The following is an 11,917-nucleotide window of genomic DNA, read 5'->3' as shown; positions in this document are numbered from 1 at the left end:
CCCTTGCAAGTCAAGCAGACAACTTGTCGCGGGGCGGCGCGAAGGGTCAATCCGGCAAGCGATAGCGCTCGGCGAAGTACTGGCGGAAGAACTCCACCGCCACCCGCACCTTGGCCGAACCTGCCAACGGCGCGGTATACACCGCCCAGATATCCGCCGCCTGCTGGTACTCGGGCAGCACCTGCACCAGGCGCCCATCGGCGATGCTGTCATGCACGTCCCACCAGGAGCGCAGCAGGATCCCTCGCCCGTCCAGGCACCACTGGTGCGCCACCTCGCCGTGGTTGCTGGAAAGCCCGCCGGTGACGCGCACGCTTTCCTCGCCCTGGGGGCCTTCCAGGTGCCACAGGCCGAACGGGTGGTCGCGCTCCTTGATCACCAGGCAGTCATGGCTGGCCAGGTCGGCCAGCACCCGCGGCGTGCCATGCGCGGCCAGGTAGCCAGGGGCGGCGCACAGCACCCGACGGTTGCGTGCCAGGGGCTTGGCGATCAGGTGCGGGGCGATGACGTTGCCCACGCGGATGTCCAGGTCCACCCCTTCGGCGATCAGGTCCACCAGGCGGTCATGCACATCCAGGCGGATGTCCAACCCTGGGTAGCGCGCCGCCAGCTCCGACAGCGCCGGCGCCACGAAGCGCCGCCCCAGCCCCAGGCTGCTGGCGATGCGCAGTTGCCCCGCCGGCTCGCGCTGGCCGGCGTTGAGGTCGTCGTCCATGCGCCGCAGGGTCTCGAAGATCTGCTGCGCCCACTGGTACACGCGCTCGCCCTCCTCGCTCACCGTCACCCGCCGGGTGGTGCGGTGCAGCAGGCGCACGCCGAGGCTTTCCTCCAGCAGGCGAATTCGCTTGCTGATGAACGCCGCCGACATGCCGCGCTCGTCCGCCACTGCGGCGAAGCTGGCGCGGCGCGCCACCTGCAGGAAGATGTCGAGGTCATCCAGGTTCGGCAGATTATTCACGTTTCGTGCACCAAGAATTGATGGATTGCCGGATTATCTCCGAAGCACAGCCTTATAGCATGGCCTGCATCTTCCCTGGACACGAGATGCGCCCCATGACCAAGACCTTCAAGATCGCCGCCATCCCCGGTGACGGCATCGGCAACGAAGTCCTCCCCGAAGGCCTGCGCGTGGTCGAGGCCGCCGCCCGCAAGCACGGCCTGGACCTGCGGTTCGAGTTCTTCGAATGGGCCAGCTGCGATTACTACCTGGCCCACGGCAAGATGATGCCCGACGACTGGTTCGACCAGCTCAAGGGCTTCGACGCCCTGTACTTCGGTGCAGTCGGCTGGCCCGACAAGGTCCCGGACCACATCTCGCTGTGGGGCTCCCTGCTCAAGTTCCGCCGCGACTTCGACCAGTACGTGAACATCCGCCCGGTGCGCCTGTTCCCCGGCGTGCCCTGCCCGCTGGCGCACAAGCAACCCGGCGACATCGACTTCGTGGTGATCCGCGAGAACACCGAGGGCGAATACTCCTCCCTGGGCGGGCGCATGTTCGAAGGCACCGACAACGAGTTCGTGCTGCAGGAGTCGGTGTTCACCCGTCGCGGCGTCGACCGCATCCTCAAGTACGCCTTCGACGTGGCGCAGACCCGCGAGCGCAAGCACGTGACCTCGGCGACCAAGTCCAACGGCATGGCCGTGAGCATGCCCTACTGGGACGAGCGCACCGCCGCCATGGCCGCCCGCTACCCCGAGATCAGCTGGGACAAGCAGCACATCGACATCCTCTGCGCCCGTTTCGTGCTGCAGCCTGAGCGTTTCGACGTGGTGGTGGCCTCCAACCTGTTCGGCGACATCCTCTCCGACCTCGGCCCGGCGTGCGCCGGCACCATCGGCATCGCGCCGTCGGCCAACCTCAATCCCGAGCGCAAGTTCCCCTCGCTGTTCGAGCCGGTGCATGGCTCGGCGCCGGACATCTACGGCAAGAACATCGCCAACCCGATCGCGATGATCTGGTCCGGCGCGCTGATGCTCGAGTTCCTCGGCCAGGAGAACAACGATGCCCGCTACCAGGCGGCCCACGACGACATCCTCAAGGCCATCGAGACGGTGATCGCCAACGGCGACACCACCCGCGACATGGGTGGTAGCCGTTCGACCCAGGAAGTGGGCAAGGCCATCGCCGAGCTGCTCGGCGCCTGATTTGACGTCAGGTCATCGCGGGGCAAGCCCGCTCCCACAAGTAGAAACACGTCTTTGCGTGGGAGCGGGCTTGCCCCGCGATAGCGACAGCCCACCCAATCATCCGGATTGTCCGACGATCCTATTGCCACCCACTTCGATTCAATGCAGAATCTGTCAACCATAAGATACTTGTTATCTATTAGTTAACAGAAAGGAAACACAGAACCTCGATACGGACTTCCCAACGCCTGACGCCTACTACAAAAAAAATGCTCCAGGAGACAATTGATGTCCCCCAATAACAAAAAGATCGACGTGTTCCTGATCGCCGTGAGCCTGTTGGCCGTGCTGCTCACCGTGATCGGCCTTGCCGCCTTCCCTGCCCAGGCCGAAAACCTGGCCAACCAGCTGTTCGAAGTGGCCACCCGCACCTTCGGCACCAGCGTCCAGGTACTGGTGTTCGGCAGTTCCCTGGCCGTGCTGTACCTGGCCTTCAGCAAATACGGCAACATCCGCCTGGGTGCCGGCAAGCCCGAGTACTCCACCGCTACCTGGGTGTTCATGTTCATCTGCGCCGGCATGGGTTCCTCGACCCTGTACTGGGGCGTGATGGAATGGGCCTACTACTACCAGACCCCAGGCCTGAACATCGCGCCGATGTCGGCCAAGGCTCTGGAATACAGCGTCAGCTACTCGTTCTTCCACTGGGGCATCAGTGCCTGGTCGATCTACGCCCTGGCCTCGCTGGCCATGGCCTATCACTTCCATGTGCGCAAGAAGAGCGGCCTCAACCTGGCCTCGATCATCGAGGCGGTCACCGGCTTCAAGGCCACCGGCCCGGTCGGCCGCGCCGTCGACCTGATCTTCCTGCTGACCATGATGGGCGCGCTGACCGTGTCGCTGGCGCTCACCGCCTCGACCCTGACCCGCGGCCTTGCCGACCTGGCCGGTACCCCCAACACCTTCACCGTGCAGTTGCTGGTGATCGGCGCGGTGGCGCTGCTGTTCTCGCTGAGCTCGTACATCGGCATCGACGGCGGCCTGCAGCGCCTGTCGAAGATGGTCTGCATCGGCGCCCTGGTATTCGCCGCCATCGTCCTGCTGGTGGGGCCGACCCAGTTCACCCTGAACAACACCGCCAATTCCATCGGCCTGATGCTGCAACATTACGTGCAGATGAGCCTGTTCACCGACCCGGCCGGCGACGGCGCCTTCACCCGCAACTGGACGGTGTTCTACTGGCTGTGGTGGGTGTCCTACGCCCCTGGCGTGGCGATGTTCGTCGCCCGCGTATCCCGTGGCCGACTGATCAAGGAAGTGGTGTTCGCCCTGCTGCTGGGCGGCAGCTTCGGTTGCTGGTTCTTCTTCGGCGCGCTGGAAAGCTACAGCATGCACCAGTTCATCAACGGTCAGATCGACGTACCCAAGCTGCTCGGCACGCTGGGCGGCGAAGCCGCGGTGACCGACCTGTTGCTGGCCCTGCCCTGGGGCACGCTGTTCCTCGCCGCGTACCTGTTCATCATGGCGGTGTTCTGCGCCTCGCACATGGACGCCGCCGCCTACGCCGTGGCCGCCACCAGCACCCGCAACCTGCGCGAAGGTGAAGACCCAAGCCCCACCCTGCGCCTGTTCTGGTGCGTGGTGCTGACCCTGGTGCCACTGGCCATGCTGTTCGCCAAGGCCTCGCTGTCGACCATGAAGACCGCCGTGGTGCTTACCGCGATCCCGTTCATGCTGATCCTGCTGGTGAAGATCTACGGGTTCTTCAAGTGGCTGGTGGCCGATTACGGCCAGGTGCCGGCCTACCGCATCGAGGAAGAGGCCACCCGCCTGGCGGGTGAGGAACCGCAGCCGCATGCGCCGCGTAGCGCTGCCGTAGTGCACTGAAATACAACCTGGGAGCGGGCTTGCCCGCCCCCGTTCTGGCAAATTTTTTTGCCCAGATTGTTAACCATCAGATACGCGTTAACCAATAAGAACCGAGATAGAGCCATGAACGATTTCAAACGCCTGCCCGCCGACTTCTGCGCCAACCCCGAGGAGGCCTTCACCCTCCCGGCCAAGTTCTACACCCAGGCCGCCGTGTTCGAACACGAGAAGGAAGCGATCTTCGCCCGCAGCTGGATCTGCGTCGGCCACCGCAGCGAAGTCGCCGAGAAGAACGCCTACATCACCCGCCAGGTGATCGGCGAGAGCATCATCGTCGTGCGTGGCCGCGACGACGTGCTGCGGGCCTTCTACAACGTCTGCCCGCACCGTGGCCACCAACTGCTCGAAGGCAGCGGCAAGGCCAAGAATGTGATCACCTGCCCGTATCACGCCTGGACCTTCAAGCTCGACGGCGAGCTGGCCCATGCGCGCAACTGCGAGAACGTGGCCAACTTCGACAAAGGCAATTCCACCCTGGTGCAGCTGCGCGTGGAGGAATACGCCGGTTTCATCTTCATCAACATGGACAACGACGCAGGCTCCGTCGAAGACCAGCTGCCGGGCATGCAGAAGCGCATGCGCGAAGCCTGCGCGGTGATCGACGACCTGCACCTGGCCGCGCGCTTCGTCAGCGACACTCCGGCCAACTGGAAATCCATCGTCGACAACTACCTGGAGTGCTACCACTGCGCCCCGGCCCACCCTGGCTTCTCCGATTCGGTGGACGTCGGCCAGTACAGCCACAGCCTGCACGGCAACTGGACCCTGCAATATGGCCTGGCCAAACCGTCGGAGCAGTCATTCACCTTCGACGAGTCGGTGAAAGACCCGTCCTTCGCCGGCTTCTGGGCCTGGCCGTGCACCATGTTCAACGTACCGCCAGGGGCCAACTTCATGACCGTGATCTACGAGTTCCCGGTCGATGCCGAGACCACCCTGCAGCACTACGACATCTACTTCCTCAACAAGGAGCTCAGCGAAGAGCAGCACAAGCTGATCGACTGGTACCGCGAAGTGTTCCGCCCCGAGGACCTGCGCCTGGTCGAGAGCGTGCAGAAAGGCCTGAAGTCCCGCGGCTACCGTGGCCAGGGCCGGATCATGGTCGACGCCCAGCGCAGCGGCGTCAGCGAGCACGGCATCGCCCACTTCCACAACCTGATCGCGGTCGCCCACCTGGACGACTGAACACACGCCAGCTCCCCGCCCCGCGCCAGGGCCTGGCGCGGGGCTTTGTTGTCGAGGTACGCCATGGCCAAGCAATACGAGATGTTCAAGGTGCGCGTGACCGGTGTGGAACAGGCCACGCCGCAGATCAAGCGCTTCACCCTGGCCCGCGCCGACGGCGCCGCCCTGCCCGCCTTCAGCGGTGGCAGCCACGTGATCGTGCAGATGCAATCCGCCTGCGGCAGCCAGTTCAGCAATGCCTACTCGCTGATGAGCGACCCGCGCCAGTTGCACAGCTACCAGATCGGCGTGCGGCTCGAGGAGCAGTCCAAGGGCGGTTCGGCGTTCATGCACAACCAGGTAGCGGTGGGCAGCGAGCTGACCATCTCCACCCCCAACAACCTGTTCGCCCTGGACGCCGATGCCGGGCGCCATGTGCTGATCGCCGGCGGCATCGGCATTACCCCGTTCCTGGCGCAGTTGCACGAGCTGGAAGGGGGCGCCACCCCCTACGAGCTGCACTACGCCTTCCGCGCCCCGGAACACGGCGCCTTCCAGGGCGACCTGGAACAAGGCCCGCATGCCGGCAACACGCGGTTCTACATCGACAGCCTGGACCGCAAGCTCGACCTCGCCGCGCTGTGCGCGGGCCTGGCCGATGACGCCCACCTCTATGTGTGCGGGCCCAAGCCGCTGATCGACGCGGTGATCGCCACCGCCGCCGCCGCTGGCATCGCCGAATCGCGGGTGCACTGGGAACAGTTCGCCGCCGCCGCGCCGGCCACAGGTGCGGCCTTCACGGTGGTGCTGGCCCGTTCAGGCACCGAGCTGGCAGTCGAGGCAGGCATGACCATCCTGCAGGCCATCGAGAAGTCCAAGGCCGCGAAGGTCGAGTGCCTGTGCCGCGAAGGCGTGTGCGGCACCTGCGAGACGGCGATCCTCGAAGGCGAGGCCGAGCATTTCGACCAATACCTCAGCGACGAGGAAAAGGCCGCGCAGCAGAGCATGATGCTGTGCGTGTCGCGGGCGCGCTCGGCGCGGTTGGTGCTGGATCTCTGAAGCCAGATCGCGTCCCAACGGGGCGAACGATACCATCGCGGCGCAGGCCCGCTCCAGGAATAGCGCATGAGCTGGAGCGAGCGTGCCGCGATGGCGTCAGGCGCCTCGATGTAAATGCAGGCCAGTGGATTGAAAAATTGTTATGAGATAACATTTTACTTCCACTGTTTGCGACTTTTTTCAATGGCCAGCCCCCAACTCCCCCAACGCCTGCAAAGCATCGACGCCCTGCGTGGCCTGGTGATCCTGTTCATGCTGCTGGATCACGTGCGCGAAACGTTCTTCCTGCACCGCCAGGTCAGCGACCCGATGACCATCGACGCCACCGAACCCAGCCTGTTCGCCAGCCGCACCCTGGCGCACCTCTGCGCGCCGGTGTTCGTGCTGCTTACCGGGCTATCGGCCTGGTTGTATGGCGAAAAGCACCAGGGCCGTGGCGATGTCTCGGTGTTCCTGTTCAAGCGCGGTCTGTTCCTGGTGGTGCTGGAATTCACCCTGGTCAACTTCGCCTGGACCTTCCAGTTGCCTCCGAGCGTGATCTACCTGCAGGTGATCTGGGCCATCGGCCTGAGCATGCTCGCCCTGTCACTGCTGGTGTGGCTGCCGCGCCCGGCGCTGCTCGCCCTCGGCGCGCTGATCGTCGCCGGTCACAACCTGCTCGATGGCCTGCACTTCAGGCCGGAATCGGCGCTGCATGTGCCATGGGCGATCCTGCATGAGCGCAGTTGGCTGGAGGTAGGCGAACATCTGCGCCTGCGCACGTCCTACCCGCTGTTGCCGTGGATCGGCGTGATCGCCCTGGGTTATGGGCTCGGGCCGTGGTTTGCCCGGGGCAGCGACGCCGGCAAGCGCCAGCAGCGTCTGCTATGGGCCGGCGCGGGCCTGCTGCTTGGGTTCGTCGCGCTGCGCCTGCTCAATGGCTACGGCGAAGCCCCCTGGAGCCTCTACGCCCGCGTCGGGCAGACGCTGATGAGCTTCTTCAATATCACCAAATACCCACCGTCGCTGCTGTTCCTGGCCCTGACCCTTGGCGTCGGCCTGCTCCTGCTGCGCGGCTTCGAGCGTGCCGGCGACGCCCGCTGGATCGGCCCGCTTGCGGTGTTTGGCGCAGCGCCGATGTTCTTCTACCTGCTGCACCTGTATGCGCTCAAGCTGCTGTACGTGGCCTGCGTGGCACTGTTTGGCCTGAACCAGGGCCGCTATTTCGGTTTCGATGGCATCGGGGCGGTATGGCTGACCGCCGTGCTGCTGCCACTTGTCCTGTACCTGCCGGTGCGCTGGTTCGCCCGGCTGAAAGCGCGACGGCGCGATATCGCCTGGCTCAAGTACCTGTAAAAGCGTTTTCACCCGACAGCCCGATGGTCTACCATGCCGCCCGCCGGTTTCCACACGGAATCAAAAGGGAATCCCGGGCTCGCCACTGGCGATCCAAAGGGAACTGCCCCCGCAACTGTAGGTGCCGAGCCTGCGCCATCGATGCCACTGGGTCTGCCGACCCGGGAAGGCTGGCGCCGGCCTGGACGCACCAGTCAGGAGACCTGCCGGCACGCATTCACCAACCGGCGGGGTGTCCGGGATGGTCATCCGCCCTGGCCGCGTGCTTGCGCAGGCTGCCGGGCGATGCCTGTCCGTGGGCCATTCCGTGCACCACCCAGGAGATCGCCCCACCATGCCGCACCGCCTCGCCGCCCTCCTCGCCGGCCTGTCCCTGTCGGGCCTGGCCCACGCCAGCGCCACCCAGTACCCGCTGACCGTCGACAACTGCGGCATGCCGCAGACCTTCACCCAGGCCCCGCAACGGGCGGTGACCGTCGGCCAGGCCGGCACCGAGCTGCTCTATGCCCTGGGCCTCGGTGAGCGGCTGGCGGGCACCTCGCTGTGGTTCAACAACGTGCTGCCGGAATTCAAGACGCAGAACGACAAGGTCCCGCGTCTGGCCGACAACGAACCGAGCTTCGAGGCGGTGGTCGGCAAACGTCCGCAACTGGTAACGGCGCAGTTCGAGTGGATGATCGGCGCCCAGGGCGCGGTCGGCACCCGCGAGCAGTTCCAGGAGCTGGGCATCCCCACCTACCTGCTGCCCTCGGACTGCGAGGGCAAGGACAACCTGGTGGGCGCCGACGGCACCCGCCTGCAGCCGTTCAAGGTGCAGAGCATCTACAAGAGCGTCAGCCAGCTGGCCGAGATCTTCGACGTGCAGGAACGTGGCGCGCGCCTGAATGCCGAGCTCCAGGGCCAGCTGGAACAGGCCAGGCAGCGCCTGGCCGGCCAGGACCTGGCGCACACCAGCGCGCTGTTCTGGTTTTCCAGCGCCGACCTCAAGACCGACCCCTATGTCGCCGGCCGCCAGGGCGTGGCCGACTACATGCTGCAGACCCTCGGCGTGCGCAACGTGGTCGAATCCAGCGAAGAATGGCCTACCGTGGGCTGGGAGACCCTGGCCAGGGCCAACCCCACCTGGCTGATCGTCGCGCGCATGGACCGCCGTCGCTACCCGGCCGACGACTACCAGAAAAAACTCGACTTCCTGCGCAGCGACCCGGTCACGCGCAATATGGACGCGGTCAAGCACGGCCGCATCATCGTCCTCGATGCCGACGCCATGCAGGCCGGCATCCGCCTGTTCCGCGGCCTGGACGTGCTGTCCAGCGCCTTCGCCAGCGGTAAAGCACCCCAGTCATGAACCGCCTGCTGCCCATCAGCCTCTTTGCCTTGCTCGCCCTGTGCCTGGCCATGCTTGCCGGGATTGCCATCGGCGAGACCCGAGTCGGCGCCGAGGCGATCTGGCAGGTGCTGGCCAACCAGCTGTGGCAGGCCGGCCATGCCGTCGACCCGATCGACGCCGGCATCGTCTGGAACTACCGCCTGCCGCGCACCCTGGTCGCCGCCGCTTGTGGCGCGGGGCTGGCGACCTGCGGGGTGATCCTCCAGGCGCTGCTGCGCAACCCGCTGGCCGAACCGTATCTGCTGGGCCTGTCGGCCGGTGCCTCGACCGGTGCGGTGGCGGTGGGGTTGTTCGGCCTGGGCGGCGCGGTGCTGTCGCTGTCGGCAGGCGCCTTCATCGGCGCGCTGGCGGCATTCGCCCTGGTGCTGCTGCTGTCGCGCGCCAGTGGCAGCCGCCATGACAACGCCCAGGTGATCCTCGCCGGCATCGCCGGCTCGCAGCTGTTCAACGCGCTCACCGCCTTTCTCATCACCAAGTCGGCCACCGCCGAGCAGGCCCGCGGCATCCTGTTCTGGCTGTTGGGCAACCTCAGCGGCGTGCGCTGGCCGTCGGTGTGGCTGGCGGTGCCGGTCGCTCTGTTCGGCCTCGCGATATGCCTGTGGCAACGCCGGGCACTGGACGCCTTTACCTTCGGTGCCGACTCGGCGGCCTCGCTGGGCGTACCGGTGCGCCGTACACAGCTGCTGCTGATCAGTTGCGCGGCGCTGGTCACCGCGGTGATGGTGTCCATCGTCGGCGCCATCGGCTTCGTCGGCCTGGTCATCCCCCACGCCTTGCGCCTGCTGCTCGGCCCCGGGCATAGCCGCCTGCTGCCGGCCAGTGCCCTGGGCGGTGCGCTGTTCCTGATTATCGCCGACATCCTCTCGCGCACCCTGATCGCCGGCCAGGTGATCCCGGTGGGAGTGGTCACGGCCTTGATCGGCGCACCGGTGTTCGCGCTGATCCTGATCAGCCGCCGGGGGCGCCCATGAGCGTGATGACCACCATCGCCGACGCGCCGCTCACCTGCCAAGGGCTCGGCCTGCGCTTGGGCGGGCGCGATGTGCTGCAGGGGGTCGACCTGAGCGTGATGCTTGGCGAAACCCTCGGCGTGGTCGGCCCCAACGGCTCGGGCAAGTCCACCCTGCTCAAGCTGCTCGCCGGCCTGCGCACGCCCAGCAGTGGCAACGTGCGCCTGCTCGGTGAAGCGCTGGAGCGCATGCCGCGCCGGCATATCGCCCAACGCCTGGCCCTGGTCGAGCAACAGGCCGACACCCTGGACGCCATCAGCGTGTACGACGCCGTCGCCCTGGGCCGAACGCCCTGGCTCTCGGCCCTGGCACCGTTCGGCAACGATGACCGCGCCATCGTCGAACAGGCGCTGGCCGACGCCGACGCCAGCCACCTGCGCCGACGGCTATGGGGCGAACTGTCTGGCGGCGAACGCCAGCGCGTGCACATCGCCCGGGCGCTGGCGCAACGGCCGCAGGTGCTGTTGCTGGACGAGCCGACCAACCATCTCGATATCCAGCACCAGCTCGGCTTGCTACGCCAGGTGCAGGCGCTGCCGGTGACGACGCTGGTGGCGCTGCATGATCTCAACCAGGCACTGACTTGCGACCGGCTGGCCGTGCTCGATCAAGGGCGGTTGGTTGCGCTAGGCAAGCCGGAGGCGGTGTTGACGCCGGAGCGGTTGTTGGGGACGTTTGGGGTGCGGGGGCACTACCTGGTCGATCCGTATGATGGGGCGCGGGTGCTGCGGTTTCGTGCCTGAGTCGGCATGGAAAGCGCCGCTCACGCGGCGCATCGCCGGCAAGCCGGCTCCCACACCGACCGCGCCAGCCTGAGGCCATGCGCCATCCCGTGGGAGTCGACTTGGTGGCGATCAGGCCGATTGGTTTACCTGCGGCAGCTTCCAGGCCTTCATCTCCTGCGGCGTCAGGCTGGCCAGTACCTGCATGAAGGTTTCGGTCAGCTCGCTGCTGACATTACCGTGGGCGCGGTAGTTGCTCAGCAGGTAGCGCTTTACCGTATTCGGCCAGTTGTTCGCCAGGTGAGCGGCCTTGATGATGCCCTTGGCGTCCTGATAGTTGGCGGCGGGCTTGACCTGGGTCAGCCGGCGCTCGAAGTGGCCGAAGCTCCAGTCGTCCTCGCGAGCCTCGAATTCGTCCAGCAGTTTCACCTTGTACAACGCAAGCTCGGGCATGCGTGATCTCCTTGTGATGGGGTGGAAGGAGACGGTAGGTGAATACGTCGGGAATGGAAATGAACACGGTGTTGAGCATGGCGGGTGTCGGTTGGGACGGCCTGTCAGACGCCAGCTGCAGGGGCTGGTAGCAAGGGCTACCGCGCGGATAACGCAACCGGACGCTCGCCCAGTTTCTGCGCCAACCTCAACAGGTAGCCATCGGGGTCCTGGACCAGGAACTGGCGCAACCCCACTTCGACGGCATCTGCGCGATACCAGACTTCCTCGCATGCCTGGAACAACGGCCAGCGATGGCGCTCCAGCCGTTCGAGCAGCGGCGCGACAGCGGGGACATCGATCTGCAGGTTGATCCCCCGCCCAAAGGGTTTTTCCAGCGGCCCGGTGAGCCAGTGATCATCGGCATCGAGCTGCTCGAGCATCACCTGCGCGCCGTGCAGGTCGAGGTAGGCGAAACGCTGCTCCGGGCGTTGATAGGCAATCTCGAAGCCCAGCAACGACACCCAAAAATCCAGGCTGCTGTCGAGGTCGCTGACGATCAGTTCGGGCACCATCCTGTTGCGCTGTAGCATGCGGGTCGTCCTTGAGGGGTATGGGCAAGCGGACGACATGATAACGCTTACCCCAACTTCCACCAGCGTGGCCGGCAAGCACGAAACGAATGCGATGTGGGCCGCAGGGCCTGGGCGCCCTTGCCATCGAAGCAGCCCAGCAGCCCAGCAGCAAGG

General features: G+C 65.8%; 11 protein-coding genes and 1 riboswitch. Of the genes, 8 read left to right on the top strand and 3 right to left on the bottom strand.

Annotated elements, in window-relative coordinates; all coding sequences use genetic code 11:
• Positions 1-46 precede the first annotated feature (46 nt).
• On the bottom strand, positions 47-958 hold the full coding sequence (locus tag ACZ9C1_RS03735; protein ID WP_046855980.1) for a LysR substrate-binding domain-containing protein: 912 nt from the start codon (positions 956-958) through the stop codon (positions 47-49).
• 95 nt (positions 959-1,053) lie between these two features.
• Between ACZ9C1_RS03735 and ACZ9C1_RS03730 the strand changes: the two genes are divergently transcribed.
• The 8 genes from ACZ9C1_RS03730 (at position 1,054) to ACZ9C1_RS03695 (ending at position 10,757) form a co-directional block, all read left to right on the top strand.
• Positions 1,054-2,145, top strand: coding sequence for a tartrate dehydrogenase (locus ACZ9C1_RS03730; RefSeq protein ID WP_277503601.1), 1,092 nt, complete (start codon positions 1,054-1,056; stop codon positions 2,143-2,145).
• Positions 2,146-2,415: 270 nt separating this feature from the next.
• Positions 2,416-4,014 carry a BCCT family transporter gene (locus tag ACZ9C1_RS03725; protein WP_476253610.1) on the top strand — a complete coding sequence of 533 codons (1,599 nt, stop codon included), beginning with the start codon at positions 2,416-2,418 and terminating at the stop codon, positions 4,012-4,014.
• A gap of 105 nt (positions 4,015-4,119) precedes the next feature.
• The gene (locus tag ACZ9C1_RS03720; protein WP_198755660.1) at positions 4,120-5,241 is read left to right on the top strand and encodes an aromatic ring-hydroxylating oxygenase subunit alpha; all 1,122 of its coding nucleotides are present in this window, start codon (positions 4,120-4,122) and stop codon (positions 5,239-5,241) included.
• Between the two features lie 63 nt (positions 5,242-5,304).
• Entirely contained in the window at positions 5,305-6,279 is a 975-nt protein-coding gene (locus tag ACZ9C1_RS03715) for a PDR/VanB family oxidoreductase (protein WP_476253609.1), read from the top strand.
• A 183-nt stretch (positions 6,280-6,462) separates the two neighbouring features.
• Positions 6,463-7,614: an acetyltransferase domain-containing protein gene (locus tag ACZ9C1_RS03710; protein WP_476253608.1), complete on the top strand. Its 1,152-nt coding sequence runs from the start codon at positions 6,463-6,465 to the stop codon at positions 7,612-7,614.
• A gap of 27 nt (positions 7,615-7,641) precedes the next feature.
• Positions 7,642-7,839: riboswitch (cobalamin riboswitch) on the top strand.
• Positions 7,840-7,948: 109 nt separating this feature from the next.
• On the top strand, positions 7,949-8,962 hold the full coding sequence (locus ACZ9C1_RS03705; RefSeq protein WP_476253607.1) for an ABC transporter substrate-binding protein: 1,014 nt from the start codon (positions 7,949-7,951) through the stop codon (positions 8,960-8,962).
• Positions 8,959-9,975, top strand: a complete 1,017-nt coding sequence (locus ACZ9C1_RS03700) for a FecCD family ABC transporter permease (RefSeq protein WP_476253606.1) — start codon at positions 8,959-8,961, stop codon at positions 9,973-9,975. Before ACZ9C1_RS03705 ends, ACZ9C1_RS03700 begins: the two co-directional genes overlap by 4 nt.
• Positions 9,972-10,757, top strand: a complete 786-nt coding sequence (locus ACZ9C1_RS03695) for an ABC transporter ATP-binding protein (protein WP_476253605.1) — start codon at positions 9,972-9,974, stop codon at positions 10,755-10,757. Before ACZ9C1_RS03700 ends, ACZ9C1_RS03695 begins: the two co-directional genes overlap by 4 nt.
• A 111-nt stretch (positions 10,758-10,868) precedes the next feature.
• Here ACZ9C1_RS03695 and ACZ9C1_RS03690 read toward each other — a convergent pair whose 3' ends face one another.
• Together ACZ9C1_RS03690 and ACZ9C1_RS03685 are read right to left on the bottom strand one after the other, a co-directional pair.
• Positions 10,869-11,189 carry a hypothetical protein gene (locus ACZ9C1_RS03690; RefSeq protein WP_198755225.1) on the bottom strand — a complete coding sequence of 107 codons (321 nt, stop codon included), beginning with the start codon at positions 11,187-11,189 and terminating at the stop codon, positions 10,869-10,871.
• A gap of 137 nt (positions 11,190-11,326) precedes the next feature.
• Positions 11,327-11,761 carry a bleomycin resistance protein gene (locus tag ACZ9C1_RS03685; RefSeq protein ID WP_102683730.1) on the bottom strand — a complete coding sequence of 145 codons (435 nt, stop codon included), beginning with the start codon at positions 11,759-11,761 and terminating at the stop codon, positions 11,327-11,329.
• Positions 11,762-11,917 lie beyond the last annotated feature (156 nt).

This window comes from Pseudomonas sp. TE21435 (genome assembly GCF_056279265.1).
The sequence above is the reverse complement of the archived record's forward strand: the minus strand, read 5'-3'. Positions and strand labels throughout refer to the sequence as shown.

Coding starts and splice junctions, on each gene's coding strand:
- ACZ9C1_RS03690 (WP_198755225.1), bottom strand. CDS start 11,189: ATGCCCGAGCTTGCGTTGTACAAGGTGAAACTGCTGGACGAATTCGAG.
- ACZ9C1_RS03695 (WP_476253605.1), top strand. CDS start 9,972: ATGAGCGTGATGACCACCATCGCCGACGCGCCGCTCACCTGCCAAGGG.
- ACZ9C1_RS03700 (WP_476253606.1), top strand. CDS start 8,959: ATGAACCGCCTGCTGCCCATCAGCCTCTTTGCCTTGCTCGCCCTGTGC.
- ACZ9C1_RS03710 (WP_476253608.1), top strand. CDS start 6,463: ATGGCCAGCCCCCAACTCCCCCAACGCCTGCAAAGCATCGACGCCCTG.
- ACZ9C1_RS03715 (WP_476253609.1), top strand. CDS start 5,305: ATGGCCAAGCAATACGAGATGTTCAAGGTGCGCGTGACCGGTGTGGAA.
- ACZ9C1_RS03685 (WP_102683730.1), bottom strand. CDS start 11,761: ATGCTACAGCGCAACAGGATGGTGCCCGAACTGATCGTCAGCGACCTC.
- ACZ9C1_RS03730 (WP_277503601.1), top strand. CDS start 1,054: ATGACCAAGACCTTCAAGATCGCCGCCATCCCCGGTGACGGCATCGGC.
- ACZ9C1_RS03725 (WP_476253610.1), top strand. CDS start 2,416: ATGTCCCCCAATAACAAAAAGATCGACGTGTTCCTGATCGCCGTGAGC.
- ACZ9C1_RS03705 (WP_476253607.1), top strand. CDS start 7,949: ATGCCGCACCGCCTCGCCGCCCTCCTCGCCGGCCTGTCCCTGTCGGGC.
- ACZ9C1_RS03720 (WP_198755660.1), top strand. CDS start 4,120: ATGAACGATTTCAAACGCCTGCCCGCCGACTTCTGCGCCAACCCCGAG.